Here is a 19,393-nt window from a genome sequence, read left to right on the forward strand (position 1 = left end):
ATGAGTGATTTACCTAGAATTCCGTTCGCGGATTATATCGATCAATTTGTTGACTGGTTAACATTAACCTTTGGTGGTTTCTTTGATGGCATCACAAATGGATTAGCTGGAACAGTAAATGGAATTGTGGCTGCACTTGGCGTCATTCCATCTATTATTTTAACGCTTATCTTTGCCGGCATTGCTTGGTGGATCAGTACAAGAGGAGTTGCTCTTTTCACACTTATTGGATTCTTACTGATCGACTATTTAGGCTACTGGCAGCCAATGCTTCAAACGCTTGCGCTCGTTCTGACAGCTGTGGTCATTTCTATCGTGATCGGGGTTCCGATCGGTATTTGGGCATCACAGAAGGAAACGGTGCGTAAAATTGTCACACCTATTTTAGACTTAATGCAGACAATGCCTGCATTCGTTTATCTTTTACCAGCAATCTTCTTCTTTAACATCGGAGTAGTACCTGGCGTTGTGGCATCTGTTATTTTCTCTATGCCGCCAACGATTCGTATGACCATTCTGGGGATTAAACAAGTACCATCTGATTTAATTGAAGCAACCGAAGCATTTGGTTCAACGACATTCCAGCGTTTATTCAAAGTTCAGCTTCCACTTGCTACAAAAACCATCTTAGCTGGGATTAACCAAAGTATCATGCTTGCTCTATCCATGGTCGTCATTGCGGCAATGGTTGGTGCACCAGGACTTGGTTCGGAAGTATATAGTGCGGTAACACAGCTGAAAACAGGGATTGGTTTTGAAGCAGGTATTGCCATTGTTATCGTGGCGATTACACTGGATCGTATTACACAAAACATTAAAACGAAAAAAACCAGGGGGAATGCTTAATGTGGAAAAAGTCTCTCTACATTGGGATGACCGCCCTGCTTGTCTTTTTACTAGCTGCTTGTGGTGCAAAGTCGGACTCAAATGCGAGTGCAGCACAGCAAGTGAATAAAACCATTATCGGTATTGATCCGGGTTCAGGTATTATGGCGCTGACGGATCAAGCGAAAAAGGACTACGGTTTAGAGGATTGGACGGTTGTGTCTGCCTCAAGTGCAGCGATGACAGCGACATTGAAGAAATCGTATGACCGTAAAAAACCGATTATCATCACTGGCTGGAATCCTCACTGGATGTTTTCCCGCTACGATTTAAAATATTTAGATGATCCGAAAAAATCATATGGTGAGGAAGAAGAAATTCACACCATTTCACGTAAAGGATTTGCGAAGGATCAGCCGGAAGCAGCCAAAATGCTCAGTCAATTTAAATGGTCTCAAGATGACATGGGTGAAGTGATGCTTGATATTCAAGATGGCGTCAAACCGACGGATGCTGCTGTTAAATATGTGAAAAAGCATAAAGATCAAGTAGCGAAATGGACAAAAGGCGTGAAAAAGTCAAACGGTGACAAAATCAATCTTGCCTACGTTGCGTGGGATAGTGAGATTGCAAGTACCAATGTGGCCGCAGAGGTATTGCGTGAACTTGGCTTTAAAGTGACCTTGACTCAGGTTGAAGCAGGCCCAATGTGGACAGCAATTGCAACCGGAAGTGCTGATGCATCATTATCTGCATGGCTTCCAAATACGCATAAAACGTATGCAGCGAAGTTTAAAGGAAAATATGATGACCTCGGTACAAGTATGAAGGGTCTTCGCATGGGTCTCGTTGTTCCGACTTATATGAAAAACGTCAACTCGATCGAAGATTTGAAAAAATAGCCAATTGTATAACAGTTCCCTTATAATAGAAGGGAGCATATGGAAAAAGCAGTCTGCTCAAAAAGCGACTGCTTTTTCTTATATATAAGGATGGTGGATGAGTTGTCGATGGTGGAAAAACCAATGATGATTTTCCTGCACGGTGGAGGCGTAAGCAGCTGGATGTGGCAGGAGCATATGGAAATATTCAAGGAAACGTATGAATGCTATACCCCTGATTTTATTGGTCACGGGACAAGAGCAAATGAAACGTCGTTTTCCATGCGAGAAAGTGCTTTTGAAATCATTTCATGGATAAAGGAGCATGCACATGGTCGTACAGTCATTCTAATTGGCTTCTCTCTAGGTGCACAGGTAGCCGTTGATGTGTTATCGAGAGAGCCAGACATCGCAGACATCGCCATTATCAATAGCGCCCTTGTGTTGCCATTACCATGGCTCTATTTGATGGTAAGGCCCATTTTACCTCTTACATATCCGTTATTAAAGAAAGATTGGTTCATCCAGCTGCAAGCAGAAAAGATGGGACTTCCAAACGATGTACTGGATCATTATGCAGCGGATTCCAAACAATTGCAGAAGAAGACGTTGCTTACGATGTTTCAAGAAAATCTTCATTACAATCTCCCTGAGGCGTTTCAACAAGCGAAGGCACGGATTCTTGTGACAGTGGGAGAAAAGGAAAAGAGCATTATGACTAGGTCAGCAGAAAAAATCACGAATGCACACCCGAATGCAGCCGGGTTCATCGTTCCTGACATTGGACATACGTTTACTTTTGAAAAGAAAGAACTTTTTGTCAACATGATCAAAAGCTTTATAGAAGAGCGTGCGTTACCAGCGGAATTAAAGGAAATAAGGAAGCTAGGCCATTTAGAAAGTGAAGATGAGCATAAAAGGGGCAGGCATGTATAAGACATTGTATGATATAGGTATAAAACGCTTACAGATGAATGGGTGTATGGATGGAAGCTTGTAAGTGAGCCATGAAGGAGGAAGCATGAGTAAAAACTATATCATATTTGGTGCGAGTCAAGGATTAGGGGATGCCTTTGTAAAAGGTCTTCCTTCAAGTGGAGATACAGTATGGATTGTGTCACGAAGTGAACCAAGCAGTTTGAATATAGATGACGGAGTGCGTAGAATCTGGCTGAAGATCGATTTATCAAGCCAAACCCATATCCCTTTTATGCTCGAAGCATTGAAGAATCAAACAATTGATGTACTCATTTATAACGTCGGTTTATGGGAGAAACGCGGCTTTGAAGATGATTATTCTTTCGATCTTGATCAACCGGAGGATATCGCTCATTTAATCAATGTGAACGTTACCTCAACGATTACCTACATCCAAGCTCTGCTTCCGCACGTAAGGACATCTGAGAATGGAAAGATCATCGTCATTGGTTCTACTGCGGGACTTGACCATACGAATTTGTCTCAGGTTTCTTTTGTTGCTTCTAAATTTGGGCTTCGTGGTATTGTGAACGCACTAAGAGAGCACGTAAGGAAAGATAAAATATCCGTTACCTGTATCAATCCAGGAGAGTTGGCGGCAGAAGTTCCGTACGAAGATGGCGCTGAAAAAGCCATTGCTCTGTATGATGAAACGAGAATACCTGTACAAGATATTGTCGAGCTGGCAAGGTGTGTCATTCATCTATCCAGGGTGTCCTGTGTCAAAGAAATCAATGTACCGGCAATGACAGATGTGAATGCGTAAAATAAAGGAGACCACCCGCTTCAGGAAAGACGGGTGGTTTTTTTATTTTACGATGAATGCTGCTGAAGTGTTTCGTATACAGCTTCCGTCAAAATCTCAATGCCGGTCAAAATCGCAGAGCGATCGAATGTCATATAAGGGTGATGAAGCCCAGGTTTTAAATCGCAGCCTAAACCGAGCATCGTCGATTTAATATGAGGAAGCTTTGCTGCATAAAAATGAAAGTCCTCTCCGCCTGTCGTCACGATCGGTGGATCGAGCTGTTCTTTGCCTAGCACTTGCTCTATGGCATGTGACATGATCTCCACAGCTTCTTCATTTAATGTCGCAGCTGGAAGACGATGATCAGTTGAAAGTGTGATAGAGGCGCCAAAAGCATCCGCTACAGAATGGCATGCTCTTTCAATTTCCTTTTCTAATTCATCCATCACTTCGTTTGTCTGTGCCCGAACGTCGAGTGTAAAAGAGGCCTTGCCAGGGATGATGTTGGAGCTGCCGCCGCCTGCATTTAAATTGGTCATTTTCACAGAATGGGCGACTCGTGGATCGACATGGATATGCGCCAGTCTCTGCACAAGCGTAGATGCAACTTCGATGACGTTGACCCCAAGGTGCGGGCGTGCACCGTGTGCTTCCTCCCCTAGAATGGTTCCGACGTAATGATTACTTGATCCGTGCAAAATGGCAGGAGCGCAGCGTCCGTTTAAGGTTTCTTGAATTGGGCGCACATGCACCCCGTATAAATAATCGACGTCAGCTAACACACCTTTTTCGATCATCTTTAAAGCGCCGCCGCCTCTTTCTTCGGCAGGCTGAAAAATGAATCGGATCGTGCCACTTGGGAGTTTTTTTTCTTTCAATGCCATGAATGTCCCAAGTGCCATCGTCATATGTGCATCGTGTCCGCATGAATGGTTGGCTTGAAATACGCCATCTACTTCCTGCCACAGTGCGTCAATATCGGCTCTCACAGCAACCACTGGTGCGCCTTCCCCAATTTCACCGATTACCCCTGTACAGTCTTCAAATGTTCTCGTTTTACAGCCTAATTTCTTTAATAGAGCTTCAATATAAGCTGTCGTATTTGTCTCTTCCCAGCTGATTTCTGGATGGGTGTGCAGATGTTCAAAGATGTCTGTCACGGTTTGTTTCATCTCGTTTGTCAAAGTTGTCATGAGAAGCCTCCTTGCTGACAGATAATCTGCCAAAACATTCTTTTAGTGAAATAATATTGATCTTAAATATCATCAGTGTTTATAATATAACACATCATTTGATTATTCAGAAAATTAAGTGAAATTCCGATCGGGACAAAGGGGTTTTGACAGATGAAAACAGCAACAGTATCAGCACCTGAGAAACAAAAAAGAAAACTTCAGATGCCGGATGCGTATGTACTCTTATTTATGATTGCTTTAATTTGTACGATCGCAACGTATTTTGTACCAGCAGGTGAATTTGATCGGAAAACGTCAGGAGAGATCACAACAGCTGTTCCTGGCAGTTATCACCGTATTGATCAATCACCAGTTAGTCCGGTTGGTTTTTTTACAGCGATTCAAGAAGGGATGGTTGGTTCATCCTCTATTATTTTTCTGATTCTTTTTACTGGCGGAACCATTGCAATTTTGGAAAAGACAGGTGCCATTAACGGGATGATTCACAATGTCATCAGCCGGTTCCAAACGAAACAGCTATTGTTTATTTGTATTGTTGGCGGATTGTTTTCTGTACTTGGGACGACCGGAATTGTGGTGAACTCGGTCATTGGCTTTATTCCTATTGGGATCATTGTGGCACGTTCTTTAAAGTGGGATGCAGTGGCGGGAGCGGCGGTTATTTACATCGGCTGTTATGCAGGTTTTAACGCAACCATTTTGTCTCCATCTCCTTTAGGTTTATCACAAACGATTGCAGAACTGCCGATTTTTTCTGGTATTGGGCTGCGTGTCATCATTTATCTTTGTTTTCTCCTATCTAGTATTGTGTACATCTATTTGTATACAAAACGCTTGAAAAATAAAGAAAAGGGAAGCCTGCTTGGTGACGAGTGGTTTCCTGCTAAAGGGCTTGGAGGAGCTGATGCGGAATCTGTGGACAAGCCTGAATTCACCGGTAGACATAAGCTGATTTTAACGGTGTGTGGTTTGTCGCTTGGGGGGTTCTTATATGGTGCGCTTCAGCTTGGCTGGACCGATAAGGAAATGGCTGGTGTGTTCATTTTCATGGCCATTGCTGCTGGCCTGCTTGGGGGATTAGCTGCCAATGATATTGCAAAAACGTTTATTGTCGGCTGTCAAAGCCTTGTATACGGCGCACTCATTGTTGGCATGGCACGCTGCATTTCAGTCATTTTGGAAAACGGCAAGCTGCTTGATACTGTGGTGAATGGGCTTGCGAGTATGCTGACAGGGTTTAGTCCAATCGCTGGTGCGATCGGCATGTATATCGCCAGTGCGCTCCTTCACTTTTTGATTTCATCAGGATCAGGAGAAGCGGTTGTCTTTATACCGATTCTTGCGCCGCTTGCTGATTTAATGGGTATCACGAGACAAGTAGCGGTAGAAGCAGTGATGCTCGGTGAAGGGGTGGTCAACTGCGTGAATCCGACTTCAGGTGTGTTGATGGCTGTCTTGGCTGCAAGTGGGATTCCATACGTGAAATGGCTGCGTTTTATGGTGCCGCTTGCGCTCATTTGGTTCGTCATCGGCCTTGTCTTTATTTGTATCGGTGTCATGATCAATTGGGGACCTTATTAAATAAGAGAGAAGCCACCAAAGAGTGTTTGGTGGCTTTTTTCTTATGAGAACATGTATGGGGACAGCGGTTTAAAACCACAATATGAGTGTTCACAAAATGGCAACATTATTTTTTTGAGCAATCCCCTTGCAAAAGTTTGTGAAGTGTTGCACAATAAGAATGTGAAATACTTCACATAAGAAAAACAACCTAGTTTTACTCAGGAGGATGAGATAAATGACAAACGAAAAAGTAAACAAAGTAGCACTTATTGGAGCAGGTTTTGTCGGCAGCAGTTATGCCTTTACATTAATAAATCAAGCAATCACAGATGAATTGGTAGTCATCGATTTGAATCAAGATAAAGCAATGGGTGACGTCATGGATTTAAACCACGGGAAAGCATTCGCCCCGCATCCTGTGAATACTTGGTATGGAGATTATGAGGATTGTCAGGATGCTGATATTGTATGTATCTGCGCTGGTGCAAACCAAAAGCCAGGTGAAACGAGACTTGATCTTGTTGAGAAAAATTTAAATATATTTAAAGGCATTGTAGACAATGTGATGAAAAGCGGATTCGATGGTATTTTCTTAGTTGCTACGAACCCAGTTGATATTTTGACTTATGCGACTTGGAAATTCAGCGGACTACCAAAAGAACGAGTGATTGGCAGTGGAACAACGCTTGATACGGCAAGATTCAGATACATGCTTAGTGAGTACTTTGAAGCAGCGGCGCACAATGTGCATGCGTACATCATTGGAGAGCATGGGGATACAGAGCTTGCTGTTTGGAGCCATGCGAATATCGGAAGTGTACCGATCACAGAATTAATGAAGAGAAATGACCAATACAAACAAGAAGATTTAGACGACATCATGGAAAATGTCCGTCATGCCGCTTACCAAATCATTGAGAAAAAAGGAGCGACTTATTACGGCGTAGCGATGAGTTTAGCCCGTATTACTAGAGCCATTTTGCACAATGAAAACAGCATTTTGACTGTCAGCACTTATTTAGATGGAGAATACGGAGCAGAAGATGTCTACATTGGTGTACCTGCCCTCGTGAACCGAAATGGTGCAACAGAAGTGATGGAGCTCGCACTGAACGACACAGAAAAAGAAAAATTCGCACATAGTGTGAATGTGTTAAAAGAAATTTTAGCTCCTCATTTTTAATCAATCAAAGGCAACCTATCTGAGCAGAAAAGGATGAATCACTATGTGGCAGCAAATATATGATCCGTTTGGTAATGAGTTCGTCAGTGCATTGGTGGCCATGCTTCCAATCTTGTTTTTCCTACTAGCATTAACTGTATTTAAGTTAAAAGGGGTATTAGCCGCTTGTTTTACCTTGATCGTCAGTTTTGTAACAGCTGTTTTCTTCTTTCATATGCCAATTGAAAAAGCATTATCTGCTGTGGTGCTCGGTGTATCTAATGGGCTGTGGCCGATTGGATATATCGTCATCATGGCCGTATGGCTCTATAAAATTGCTGTGAAGTCTGGAAAGTTTGATGTCATTCGTTCTAGTATTGCAGGAATTTCTCAAGATCAACGGTTACAGCTCTTATTAATTGGTTTTAGTTTTAACGCATTTTTAGAGGGAGCCGCTGGATTCGGTGTACCGATTGCGATTAGTGCCGCTCTTTTAACAGAGCTTGGGTTTAAACCACTAAAAGCCGCCATGCTCTGCTTGATTGCAAATGCTGCGTCTGGCGCTTTTGGTGCAGTAGGTATTCCGGTTATTACAGGGGCGCAAATGGGAAATATGACGCCGCTTGAGCTGTCTCAAACCCTTGTGTACACCATTCCGTTTATTTCTTTCTGTATCCCGTTTCTGCTGATTCTCATTGTAGACGGCTTTAAGGGAATTAAAGAAACGCTTCCAGCCTTGCTTGTTGTGAGTGGAAGCTACGCGATTCTGCAGGCTGTTACAATGGTCACGATGGGCCCTGAGCTTGCGAATATTATTTCAGCTTTAGCGAGTATGGGAATTTTGGCTGTATTTCTTCGAAAATGGCAGCCGAAACATATTTATCGTGAAGAAGGGGCACCAGCCATTGAGAAGAAACAAACGTATAGCGGTGTTGAGGTGCTGAAAGCATGGTCTCCGTTTTATATTTTAACTGCCGTCATTACTGTATGGAGCCTACCAGCTTTTAAAGCATTATTTGCTGTAGGAGGCCCGCTTAATTGGACAACCATTTTAGTGAAAATGCCGTTTCTGCATCAGCAAATTGTGAAATTACCGCCAATTGCTCAAACAGAAATACCGATTGATGCGATCTTTAAAATTGATGTTATTAGTGCAACAGGTACCGCCATTCTAATTGCAGTGATGCTGACAGGATTGTTCAGCAGACATATTACATTAAAAGAAGGGGCTGCCTGCTTAAATGCAGCAGTCAAAGAGCTTTGGGTCCCTGTTCTTACGATTTGTTTTGTCATGGGCTTTGCCAACTTGGCGAACTTTGCAGGTCTAAGTTCTGCTATCGGACTAGCGCTTGCTAAAACAGGCGATTTATTCCCGCTTGTCAGCCCAGTGCTTGGCTGGATCGGCGTGTTTATTACGGGATCTGTTGTGAGTAACAATGCCTTATTCGGTAACCTTCAAGCAGTCACCGCTTCTCAAATCGGCTCTCAGGCAGGTTTGTTAATCGGGGCAAATACGACCGGTGGTGTGATGGCGAAATTAATTTCTCCACAATCCATTGCCATTGCAACAGCAGCTGTTGGAGAAACAGGTAAAGAATCTGAGCTCTTCCAAAAAACAGTGAAGTACAGCTTCATTTTGCTCGGCATCGTATGTATATGGACATTCATTCTTGCTCAATTTGTATAGGTTGATCGATTGATTGAAAAATGGAAGACTGAGAGATTTCTCAGTCTTCAGATTGTTAACAAAGGGCTAAAATGTACTTTATTTTAGCCCTTTGTCTTCTTTTCAGCGTGAAAGAAAACCTTTGTAGTCTAGGAAGGACGAGCACTGGAGCGGAGCGAATTTGGCATTCGTGAGCACCAGAGCGCAGGACTGACAAAGAATGCGAGGGTTTGTCTACACGCTGAGACTGAGAGATTTCTCAGTCTTTTTTTTATGTAGATTCTCGTGTGACAAGCCGAGTAGGTAGCTGAATATGTTCACGTTGTAATGGTTTTTGATCTTGCAACAGCTGAATCATTTGTTTGACAGACTGCTGGCCAAGCTCGACGATGGGGATGTCGATGGTCGTGATCGTTGGAGCTGTCACCTCGCAAATGTCTTGATTGTCATAACCGATCACCGCTAAATCTTTAGGAATGTCATATCCATATGAAATGGCTTGTTTAATGAGGCCTGCTGCCACTTGATCATTGCCGGTGAAAATCGCATCCGGCGCATCCGGCATCCGGTGGATTAAGTCCATTAAACGAAAGCCGTCCTCAATGGTAAAAGCCTCGCCGAACAGCCAATCTTCTTTAAGCGACAAACCGTGATCAGAAAGCGCATCAAGATAGCCTTGCTTTCTTTGTTTTTGCGCTTCACTGCTTTCTGTATCAAAGCAAAATCCAATGGATGTACGCCCTGATTGAATCAAGTAGTCAACCGCTTTATAAGCAGCTTCCCGCTCATCATATCCGATAATCGGAATGTCTGCTGTTTGATGAAATTCATTTGCCATGACGATCGGGCCGTTTGATAAAAATGGCTCGATTGTTGCCCACTTATTTTCTAACGCCCCCAATATGACACCATCTACTTCTTTTCTTTTTAATAATTGAAGCCCTTCAATTTCTACTGATTCTTGATAAAACGTCTGGAGCACGATGGCTTTATACCCTTGATCCAGTGCTTCCTTTGAAATGCCTTTAATCAATTGTGCAAAAAAAGGATGGTCCACAGCTGGAACAGACACAGCAATGGTTTTTGTCTGATGTGACCGAAGGGTGCGGGCTGCTGAGCTTGGTGTATACTCCATTTCCTTCATCACCTGTAAAATGTGCTGGCGCTTTTCTTCTGATACATATGGATGGTTGTTCAGCACCCGAGAAACAGTGGTCGTTGAAACCCCGCAGCGTTTGGCAATTTCATAAATTGTACACATATTAACAAATCCTTTACACAAAGTTATTGTTCTGAAATCGATAACATCATTTACAATGTGAAACAAGTTAAATATTAACAAATGGAATTGATTAATTGGAGGGAATGGAATGCAAATATTGACGAAGATATCAGGTAAAAGCAAGGATTATCTACCGTTGCTGGATATGATCAATCAAGGTGTTCAAGTAAAGGCTGATTCAGTTGAAAAGAATCTAGCGAATGATAAGCTTGCTGCGTTCCTTGAGCAAGATATTGCGCGTACAGGTTTGGAAAAAATTCTCTTCCATTATAAACAAAATAAGGAAAAAAAGATACCGTTCCTGCCGGTCGATAAACTGATTTCAGAGGATGAGATCGATGATATTATGCAGGTGCTGAAAGAAGTATTAAGTTCAGGCCGTTTTACATCAGGCCCTTATATTCCAAAGTTTGAAAAGACGCTCGCAGCATACTTAGGGAAAAAATATGTCATTGCCACATCAAGTGGAACAGATGCCTTGATGATCAGTTTAATATCAGCAGGCGTCCATCCTGGAGATGAGGTCATCCTGCCTGCCAACAGCTTTGCTGCAACAGAAAATGCAGTGCTTGCGATTGGGGCGGTTCCAGTCTATGTCGATATTGATCCAGACACCTACTGCCTAGCGCCGAATGAAATAGAAAAGCATATCACAGATAAGACAGTATGTATTCTCCCGGTTCATTTGTATGGAAAGCAAGCGGATATGAAGGCAATTTCGACGATTGCGAAACGGCATGGTCTATCGATCATTGAGGATGGCTGTCAGGCGATTGGCAGCAGCGGGCTTGGGGCATTTGGGGATGGACTTGTTCTCAGCTTTAATCCTTACAAAAACCTTGGAGTTTGCGGGAAGGCAGGAGCCATCGCGACAAATGATGAAGCACTAGCAGAAAAATGCATGGAAATCAGCTATCACGGTTTTGAACCAGGAAAGAAAAACGTGAAGCGCAGTGACTATGGCTTTAATTCCAAGATTGATAACTTACAGGCCGCAATCGGGCTAGAACGAATGAAATATTTAGGTTTACAAAACTTTAAACGCTTTTACTTGGCAAAGAGATACATAGATCAGCTGCAAACGCTGGAAGATGAAGGCTATATAAAGCTTCCGAAGCTGACAGACGATCATGTATGGCATCTATTCCCGATCAGAGTGGTGAAGGGAAGCCGAGATGAGCTGGCAGAGAAATTACTGGAAATGGGCATAGAAACAGATGTCTATTACCCGATTTTATCGCATCAGCATCAAACGAATCTTGTTTCTCAAAAGTATAAACAAACGGCACTTCCACATACGGAAAAAGCCGTACAGCAATTACTCCATTTGCCGCTTTACCCAGGTATGCCGCTGCAAGATCAGGAGAAAGTCATCGAGGGGGTCCATCATGTTATCAAATCTTCCATTCAATAAAAAGCTTGTGCATCAACCGCAACATCCGCAGTGGATCGTCTTCTGTGATTTCGATGAGACCTACTATTCTCACGGAATGACCGAGGAGCAGAGAGAGGATGTAAAGTGCCTGGAAGCTTTTGTGGCAGAAAAGAGCGAAGCCGGACAGCTCATGCTGGGCTGGGTGACGGGAAGCAGTCTCGATTCTGTTACGAGCAAAATGGAGAAAGGCGGTTTCTATCAATTCCCGCATTTTATTGCGTCGAATTTAGGAACTGAAATCGTGTATACATCAGATGGGAAATTTGGACAGCCGGATGCAGAATGGATGAAACGGCTTGATGCAAAGGGCTTTTCAGACGAAAAAATTGAAGATATTCTGCAAGCCGTACGTGAAAAGGGGATCACCCTTAGGCCGCAAACGCAGCTAGGCAGCTCTGGGTATAAAAAGAATTTCTATTATCAGGAGCAGGATGAACGAACAGATCTCCATCATCTATCGTTCATCCAAACACTTGCGAAGGAGCGGGGTGTGGCGGTGAACATCAATAAATGCAACCCACTTGCGGGTGACCCTGCGGATTGCTATGACGTTGATTTTTTACCAGTGGGAACAGGGAAGGATGAAATCGTTCGGTTTATGCTGAATCAATATAACCTGTCAAAAGATAAGGGTTTTGCTTTTGGTGATAGTGGGAATGATCTGCGGATGCTTCAATCCGTCACGCACGGCTTTCTTGTCCAAAATGCAACAGCCGAAGCCAAACGGCACCATCATCAAATTTGTCATCATGGGTATGCAAAAGGAATCTATGAAACATTGAAAACAGTGATGTATAAACATGAGGAGGCACATTCATGAAGAAAATTGGAATTGTTGGAGCAGGGAATATTGCAAAAGCACATGCTAGAGCTTTATCAACGATCAAAGGTGCAGAATTATCTGGGGTCTATGACTTGCACGAATCCGTCGCACAAGGATTTATTAAACAGTACGGCGGACGGGTGTATGCCAGTATCGAAACACTAGCGGATGCATCAGATGGATTGATCATTGCTTCCCCTAACTTCTGTCACAAGGACCATGCCCTTCAGGCGCTTAGAGCAGGACAGCCGATTTTATGCGAAAAACCGATGGCTGTATCGTTAAAAGAAGCGAAGGAAATGGTGGAGACAGCCAAACAGTTCCAGGTTCAAGCCAGTATGGGCTTTAACTATCGCTATTTATCCTTTGTGAATATTTTGAAGAACTTGATCGCCAATGGTGAATTAGGACGCGTTTTGACAGTACGGACACATTTTAAGAAAAATAGTGCCCTTAGAAGAAAGACATTTTCGTGGAGAGATAGCGGCGAAAGTCTGCGTACAAGCGGTGCATTAGGAGATTTAGGGATTCATTTGATTGATATGCTGTGGTACTTATTTGGCAGTGAAATGAAAAAAGAATCCCTTAATACGAAGATGCTGACACATGTAAAGGAAAAAGAAGAGAAAAAGGTACAGGTTGATGACCATACCGAAATTTTTGGGCAAATGGAGAATCAAGTGTTCTTTCATTTGGTGACGTCCAAAAGTACGCAGCCCGAGGAATGTGGATTTAGTGTAGAAGTGGTGGGGCATGACAAGGTTTTTAAATACCATACAAACATGAAAAACGAATATGAGATCAGTGATGGTTTGTGTGTAGAGCGTCATCAAATGCCGCAAACATTGCTGACAGATCCGCCGAATGAATTTTATGGATGGTCTGATACATTCCGTGATCAGCTGATGCATTGGGTAAATACAAACTCATATCCATCTCATATGAAGGTAGCTGATTTTGCAGATGGTTATCGCGCGCAGGCTGCGCTGAATACGTGCTTCGAGAGGGAAGAGGCTGTCGTCTCTGCCCGCGCATATTAATGAAGAGGTGGAGCGGAGGATATCATGACTCCGCTCCTTTTTAGAGGAAGTGAAAAGATGAAAAAGGTGTTTTATTTTGGCTGTATCTTTTATTTTTTTATTGGGACCATTCATGTGTTTTTTGGCAGTTTAACGCCTTATTTGCTGTCTAGTTATGAGAAGGGCCCTGGGGAATTATCTTCTTTAATCTTCTTTCAGTTTATTGGCTTTTTGACAGGCGTTCTTTTGTCGCCCATTCTTGTGAGGAAAAAAGGCTACGGCACTGTTCTGACGATGGGATTGCTGCTGATGATCGGAGCGCTTCTTCTTGGCCTTTTGGTACCAGGTTGGACGATTCTTGTGGTGGCAGGTTTTTTCCTTGGGAGCGGTGCTGGCAGTCTTGAGACGACGGCCGGGGCGTATGTCATTTCAATGGCAAACAGTGCAAAGCGAATCAGCATCATGGAGGTCTTTTTTGGATTAGGTGCATTATTATTTCCTCTATTGATTCTGTTGACTGTGACAGAGGAAACGTGGCATTATGTGTTTTTATTTCAAGTCGGTGCACTGACTTTTTTCCTTATGCTGTGGCTTACTTTTATGAATAAACTCCCTCAAGGACAGATGGCAGCTCCTTCTCAAGACATGAAGAAACCATCTTTGCTGTTTGATCGAGGGAATCGAATGATTGTGGTGCTGATGATCTGTTTTGCGTTTTTCTACGCAGGAATTGAAACGAACTTTGCGAACTTTTTACCGTCGATCATGCTAGAAAAAGGGGGAGACAACTGGGGTCTTTTTGCGGTCTCTACTTTTTGGACAGCGATCGTCATTGGCAGAACTGTCATTGCGAGAAAAGCCGATCAGCTGCATCCGCTGCGTTTTTTAAAGTTAAGCGCAGCGCTGATGATTGTGCTGCTCGCCGTATTTGCTCTAGCCACCCACATCGCTGCGCAGCTAATTCTGATCTTTTTCATCGGTCTGTGCGCAGCTGGCATGTTCCCCATTGCCTTGACGGCATCTGCATTAATGATTGAAAATGCCATCGACGAGGCCACGAGTTATTTTATTGCCGCCGCTAGTTTAGGTGGAGCTTGTTTGTCCTTTTTGATTGGGTTTAGCCTTGAGTGGGCAGGTGCGGCAAGCGCCGTCTTTGTTTTCGCCTTTTTAGCTGTTCTCCTTTTTGCGGCTGCCATTCAAATGAATCGATCTCAGAAAAAAGAAACCATACCCACACAGCCGCCGGCGATGAAAGCCGATCGATAAGCAGCTGATCTGGTGGCTCCTCCTTTTGTATAGCTTATCTTCAGAAAAGGTGACGAAGGACTTGTACTAAAACAACGAAAGCGTGAATAACATGTACAAGTCAGCATCAAAAGGAGGACGTCTATGTGGCGGTGTTTTTTGGTTATATCTTTTTAGGGTTGTCACTTTCAGCGCCTGTTGGGCCAGTCAATGCAGCCCAAATCGACAGAGGGATTAAAAGTGGATTTTGGCACGCTTGGATTTTTGGTGTGGGGGCTATGGCTGCGGATATTGTCTATATGCTCCTCATCTATTTTGGTGTCGCCCAGCTTTTGACTGCACCTCTTGTGAAAACCTTTTTGTGGCTGTTCGGCTTTTTCGTTCTGACCTATACCGGTATTGAAAGCCTTCGTAAAATCAATTTGCAGGAAAGCCCAAAGAAGGATGGAGGAAACACATCGATCGGGCATTCGTTCATGACGGGATTTTTTATTTCTCTTTCCAATCCGCTTAGTATTTTATTTTGGCTTGGAATTTATGGAAGTATTTTGGCCAATACGATTGAAAAGTATGGAGCATCTCAAATGCTGATGTACAGCATGGCTATTTTTATCGGCATGCTCTTATGGGATTTCTGTATGGCGCTACTCGCCAGTACGTTTAGACGGTATTTAAATGAACGAATTTTGCACGGCTTATCCGTTCTGGCAGGTCTCTCTTTACTTGGCTTCGGTGCCTATTTTGGATATCAAGGGATCATGGCGCTCATTGGATAGAATGGTTGATAAGAAAAAGGGCTAAAATCTAAATCATTTTAGCCCTTTTTCTTATTTGACAGAAATAAGACACTCTTCAATAATGATGGAAGATACATAAAATTGAAGGAGTTTTTGCCATGCGTATGTTCCTGCCAGCATTCAACTATGTGTGTATGCTGATGTTGTCTGTGATCACAGCGACATTTGTTTATACCATGTTGTTTGACCCACCTGAATCCAGATTCAGTTATGTGGAGGTCACCAGTCTTTTCATTTTGATCGCTTATGTCCTATTTGCTACACCTATCCAAATGGTTTTACACCGTCATCCTGAGAAGTTTCGACGCCGTGATTTATTGGTTTATTTTATCGGGGCGTGGGTGGTTTGTACGGCGCTTGCTTTATGGATTGATTATGGTGTTGTCGTCTTCATTAGCTATAAAGTCTATCTATTTAGCTTTTGTGCGGCCTTCGTTTATTGGCTGCTTGATTCCGTCTTTTTAAAGAAGAAACAATCATAAAGGCTTTTCCTGTTTTTTCTCTTGAAAATGAACGTGTATGACCTTCGAGAGTCCGCTTGATACAAAAGCAAGAGCCGTCATCAGAAGGACCCAGTATAGATTGCTAAGGTCAAATCCAGTATAAGCGAAGATGAAAATCATCGAGATCACGGACGTTAATATGAGGACAGGCCATATCCGCTTGAATAGCAGATAGCCAACAAATCCCCAAAGGAAAGCCATCACTGGTAGTGTAAATAAGATCAGATACATCGGATGGAGAAAAAGAAGACGCATGTCATTCACCCATTTCTTTTATGATGACCGACTCTATTAGATAGAGGCGGCTAAATGATGATTTGCAGAAGCATACTCATACATGATTAGATAAATGGAAGTGAATTCCTGCCTCATCCGGCAAATCAACCACCTTGTGAATGTCCAGTGAAAGTCGTTGAAGGACAGTCACCACAGCTTTTTCCTCCTCATAGGCTATGGAGAAGACGCTAAAACGAGGTGGAAAAAAATGGCCCAGCTGTATGCAAAAAGTTGCCTTGATCAAAATCTACGATCACTAGATGAATGGAAGCAGGATGCTTTCACACAGTTTGGAAAAATGGTCGGGGATGAGGCAGATACATTTCCGTGTGTACCAGGCAGACAAGGATTTTTTCTCGATCATTTGCGTTATGGATTTGTCGGTGATCCGCGGGGAGAAGAGGCCGTGAATGAATTAGCAGAGCTTTTAAGGGAATACCAAAGCTGCTCTAGGGAAACCGGTCAATATGCTTCGTTCATTTGCTTTTTTGAAACACCACAGGATATGAAGGAGTATTCGCTCGAAGAGTATGAGGAGCAGTTTTGGTCGATGGTTCAGCAATTACATCAAAAGGATGAAATGAAATGGCCAGAGGAAATCCCATCAGATCCTGAAAATCATGAATGGGAATTTTGTTTTCATGGGGAGCCTTATTTTATTTTATGCGCGACACCAGCGCATAAGCTAAGAAAAAGTCGTCACTTTCCTTATGTGATGTGGGCCTTTCAACCAAGGTGGGTGTTTGAAAAGATGAACGGTTCCACCACATTTGGTCAAAAAATGAGTAAACTCGTTCGGAAGAGGCTGAAGGCGTATGATCAAGTAGATGTACACCCAGCTTTAAAATGGTATGGGGATCAGAAAAATTTAGAATGGAAACAATACTTTCTTTCAGATGATGAGGCGGAGAAACCAGCCTCCGCCAAATGTCCATTTACTGCTTTAAAAAACATGATGAAATTATGATGCGGCCTGATCCTGTTTCCACTTTTTTCTCATAAAGAGTACCATGATGCCAATCACGGCGATGATCCCAAGGCTTATAAAAAAGCCGGGTCGTCCGCTTGCCTCTGTCAGAGTGCCTGAAACAGCTGCACCAATTAAGATCAGGGCAAGAACCATTTCGCACGTTTGGCGAGTGGATGGCTTTGACAGCTTTTTGCTCGAAAGCAGAATAAACACCCATGTGTACAAAAGGGTTAAGCCGGCTGCTGTTGTGAGATGCTCGTAAATGTGTTTGGACAAAAAGAGTGCCAGCAAAATGGAGACAATCAACCCTGCAGCAGTTAAAAGAATTGAAGACCATCTGACATGAGATGGTTCTTTTTGTTTAAAACAAGCAGGTGCATCCTGATGCTCCGACATCGTGCCGAGCAGTGTTGTGACCGCATAGAGGGAGGCAACCAATGTGGAAAACCCGGCAATAATGAAAATGCCATTAAAGATATGAAGAAAAATGGATAAATGAAATGGCTCCAGTGATGTAATAAATGGACTGCTATTCTCGTTAAAGGCTGTCACTGGCACAAGCAAAAGCGCAAGTCCGATGGAGACGATATAAATGACAGCAAGAATGATCAGCATCACACGTCCAGATTTTGCGGCGTCTTTCGGGTCTTTTAAATGAACCGCCATCAGCCCCATGACTTCAATTCCCCCGAAAGCATAAAACGCATAAATCAGCCCATTCCATAGACCGAGCGGACCGAGCGGCATCCATTCGTGGTCTTTATTTGGAAGATGAAGGGTGGGCCTATGCTCTGTGAGAATGCCGCATAAAACAAGAACGGCAAGGACGACAAACAATAGGATCGCCCCGGTTTTCAGAACGGCAAGGACATTTTCCGTCTTTTGAAAAGAAGAAAGCCCAATGATAATCACAAGCAGGGCAAGAGCGGAATAAATCGCTGAAAATACCCAAAGTGGAATGGATGGAAACCAGTGACGAGTAAAAAGAGAAATCGCCGTCAGCTGACTCCCTGTGATGAGCATTTCTGAAAACCAATACACCCAGCCATTACTAAATCCCGCCCAGCGCCCATAGGCTTTTCGGGCATAGGAACAAAATGATCCTTTATCTGGGTTTTCGGCTGTCATCGCAGCCAGGTGTTTAAAGACGAGATATGTGCCGACTGCCGCAAGCAAAAATGAAATGCAGACGGAATAACCGGACTTTGTAATGGCGATGCTGGAACCAAGGAAGAAACCAGTGCCGATTGTACAGCCGACTCCGATAAGAGAAAGCTGCCACCAAGATAAAGATTGTTCTTCTTTCAATGCATGTGCAACACCTTTCTGATTCAATAGCATTAGCTTGTGACCCCCTCTTTTTTTTATACATGATCAAGAGGACGTTTTGGGCATACTGTCAACATGGAAAGGAGTGCATGTGATGAACGGAGAATACGTGATTTTACCAAAGGATGGGCTTGGTTTTCGGTTAGGAAAAGGACAATGTATGCGAGTGGTTGATGTCGAAGGGCAGCAAGTAGCAGATGTGATGGCTTATCATGAAAAGGATTTTTATGAAAAATTTGATCAAGGCGCTACAATGGACAGCCTGTTCTCTTCCAAGGTGAAAAAGGGAGATCAGCTTTATTCTAATTTATATAAACCAATGTTTACGGTCATTGAAGATACAGTTGAATGTCATGATTTATATATGCCTGCGTGCCGGCAAGAAATGTATCAGCTCTTATATGGGCGTACGCACCTAGAGGTCATGCATACATGCTACGATAATCTCAGGACGGCCTTTGAGCCATTCGGGATTCCAAAAGAGGACATGTATTATCCTTTTAATGTCTTTATGAATACAGTCATTGATGACAAAGGAAAGTTGTCTGTCGAGCTGCCAAAATCGCTCTCCGGTGATTACATCCGCCTGCGTGCAGAAATGGACCTCATTGTCGCGGTGTCTGCATGTCCTGCCGACATTGGAAAATGCAATGGCTCAAGCTGTACATCCATCCGAGTGGAGATCGATTGAAAAG

19 protein-coding genes are annotated in these 19,393 nt (G+C 43.2%); 15 read left to right on the forward strand and 4 right to left on the reverse strand.

Going from position 1 to position 19,393, the window contains the following annotated elements; translation table 11 throughout:
* From opuAB to EBQ12_RS11505, 4 genes are all read left to right on the forward strand, one after another.
* A complete protein-coding gene (gene opuAB / locus EBQ12_RS11490) occupies window positions 1-846 on the forward strand; it encodes a glycine/proline betaine ABC transporter permease subunit OpuAB (protein WP_024718999.1) in 846 nt (281 codons plus the stop codon).
* Window positions 846-1,727: a glycine betaine ABC transporter substrate-binding protein gene (locus EBQ12_RS11495; protein WP_024718998.1), complete on the forward strand. Its 882-nt coding sequence runs from the start codon at window positions 846-848 to the stop codon at window positions 1,725-1,727. Before opuAB ends, EBQ12_RS11495 begins: the two co-directional genes overlap by 1 nt.
* A gap of 108 nt (window positions 1,728-1,835) precedes the next feature.
* Window positions 1,836-2,642, forward strand: coding sequence for an alpha/beta fold hydrolase (locus EBQ12_RS11500; protein ID WP_241215644.1), 807 nt, complete (start codon window positions 1,836-1,838; stop codon window positions 2,640-2,642).
* Window positions 2,643-2,727: 85 nt separating this feature from the next.
* Window positions 2,728-3,450, forward strand: coding sequence for an SDR family NAD(P)-dependent oxidoreductase (locus EBQ12_RS11505; RefSeq protein ID WP_039166374.1), 723 nt, complete (start codon window positions 2,728-2,730; stop codon window positions 3,448-3,450).
* Window positions 3,451-3,497: 47 nt separating this feature from the next.
* Here EBQ12_RS11505 and EBQ12_RS11510 read toward each other — a convergent pair whose 3' ends face one another.
* On the reverse strand, window positions 3,498-4,625 hold the full coding sequence (locus EBQ12_RS11510) for a M20 peptidase aminoacylase family protein (protein WP_125590061.1): 1,128 nt from the start codon (window positions 4,623-4,625) through the stop codon (window positions 3,498-3,500).
* A gap of 153 nt (window positions 4,626-4,778) precedes the next feature.
* Here EBQ12_RS11510 and EBQ12_RS11515 point away from each other — a divergent pair, with 153 nt between their 5' ends.
* From EBQ12_RS11515 to EBQ12_RS11525, 3 genes are all read left to right on the forward strand, one after another.
* The gene (locus EBQ12_RS11515; protein ID WP_125590063.1) at window positions 4,779-6,209 is read left to right on the forward strand and encodes a YfcC family protein; all 1,431 of its coding nucleotides are present in this window, start codon (window positions 4,779-4,781) and stop codon (window positions 6,207-6,209) included.
* A gap of 217 nt (window positions 6,210-6,426) precedes the next feature.
* Complete coding sequence (locus EBQ12_RS11520) at window positions 6,427-7,374, forward strand: L-lactate dehydrogenase (RefSeq protein WP_007498309.1); 948 nt, start codon at window positions 6,427-6,429, stop codon at window positions 7,372-7,374.
* A 43-nt stretch (window positions 7,375-7,417) separates the two neighbouring features.
* Window positions 7,418-9,040 carry an L-lactate permease gene (locus EBQ12_RS11525; RefSeq protein WP_125590065.1) on the forward strand — a complete coding sequence of 541 codons (1,623 nt, stop codon included), beginning with the start codon at window positions 7,418-7,420 and terminating at the stop codon, window positions 9,038-9,040.
* A 250-nt stretch (window positions 9,041-9,290) separates the two neighbouring features.
* Here the strand turns inward: EBQ12_RS11525 and EBQ12_RS11530 are convergent, their stop codons facing one another.
* Window positions 9,291-10,280, reverse strand: a complete 990-nt coding sequence (locus EBQ12_RS11530; protein WP_125590067.1) for a LacI family DNA-binding transcriptional regulator — start codon at window positions 10,278-10,280, stop codon at window positions 9,291-9,293.
* 109 nt (window positions 10,281-10,389) lie between these two features.
* On the opposite strand from EBQ12_RS11530, the gene EBQ12_RS11535 reads away from it, so the two are divergent.
* From EBQ12_RS11535 to EBQ12_RS11560, 6 genes are all read left to right on the forward strand, one after another.
* On the forward strand, window positions 10,390-11,715 hold the full coding sequence (locus tag EBQ12_RS11535) for a DegT/DnrJ/EryC1/StrS family aminotransferase (protein WP_125590069.1): 1,326 nt from the start codon (window positions 10,390-10,392) through the stop codon (window positions 11,713-11,715).
* On the forward strand, window positions 11,690-12,556 hold the full coding sequence (locus EBQ12_RS11540; protein ID WP_125590071.1) for an HAD-IIB family hydrolase: 867 nt from the start codon (window positions 11,690-11,692) through the stop codon (window positions 12,554-12,556). Before EBQ12_RS11535 ends, EBQ12_RS11540 begins: the two co-directional genes overlap by 26 nt.
* Entirely contained in the window at window positions 12,553-13,599 is a 1,047-nt protein-coding gene (locus EBQ12_RS11545) for a Gfo/Idh/MocA family protein (protein ID WP_017358578.1), read from the forward strand. The genes EBQ12_RS11540 and EBQ12_RS11545 overlap by 4 nt, the downstream gene beginning before the upstream one ends.
* 57 nt (window positions 13,600-13,656) lie before the next feature.
* Window positions 13,657-14,844, forward strand: coding sequence for an MFS transporter (locus tag EBQ12_RS11550; protein ID WP_017358577.1), 1,188 nt, complete (start codon window positions 13,657-13,659; stop codon window positions 14,842-14,844).
* A 125-nt stretch (window positions 14,845-14,969) separates the two neighbouring features.
* Window positions 14,970-15,599, forward strand: a complete 630-nt coding sequence (locus EBQ12_RS11555) for a LysE family translocator (protein ID WP_017358576.1) — start codon at window positions 14,970-14,972, stop codon at window positions 15,597-15,599.
* Between the two features lie 119 nt (window positions 15,600-15,718).
* The gene (locus EBQ12_RS11560) at window positions 15,719-16,102 is read left to right on the forward strand and encodes a UPF0715 family protein (RefSeq protein ID WP_017358575.1); all 384 of its coding nucleotides are present in this window, start codon (window positions 15,719-15,721) and stop codon (window positions 16,100-16,102) included.
* Here the strand turns inward: EBQ12_RS11560 and EBQ12_RS11565 are convergent.
* Window positions 16,097-16,378 carry a DUF2651 family protein gene (locus EBQ12_RS11565; protein ID WP_125590073.1) on the reverse strand — a complete coding sequence of 94 codons (282 nt, stop codon included), beginning with the start codon at window positions 16,376-16,378 and terminating at the stop codon, window positions 16,097-16,099. The genes EBQ12_RS11560 and EBQ12_RS11565 overlap by 6 nt on opposite strands.
* Window positions 16,379-16,607: 229 nt before the next feature.
* On the opposite strand from EBQ12_RS11565, the gene EBQ12_RS11570 reads away from it, so the two are divergent.
* On the forward strand, window positions 16,608-17,366 hold the full coding sequence (locus EBQ12_RS11570; RefSeq protein WP_017358572.1) for a YqcI/YcgG family protein: 759 nt from the start codon (window positions 16,608-16,610) through the stop codon (window positions 17,364-17,366).
* Here the strand turns inward: EBQ12_RS11570 and EBQ12_RS11575 are convergent.
* On the reverse strand, window positions 17,361-18,710 hold the full coding sequence (locus tag EBQ12_RS11575) for an amino acid permease (protein WP_007498290.1): 1,350 nt from the start codon (window positions 18,708-18,710) through the stop codon (window positions 17,361-17,363). The genes EBQ12_RS11570 and EBQ12_RS11575 overlap by 6 nt on opposite strands.
* An 82-nt stretch (window positions 18,711-18,792) precedes the next feature.
* Between EBQ12_RS11575 and EBQ12_RS11580 the strand changes: the two genes are divergently transcribed.
* Entirely contained in the window at window positions 18,793-19,389 is a 597-nt protein-coding gene (locus EBQ12_RS11580; protein WP_008342104.1) for a DUF1989 domain-containing protein, read from the forward strand.
* Window positions 19,390-19,393: the final 4 nt, after the last annotated feature.

This window comes from Bacillus sp. 2B09 (assembly GCF_003946835.1).
GTDB lineage: Bacteria > Bacillota > Bacilli > Bacillales > Bacillaceae > Bacillus > Bacillus altitudinis.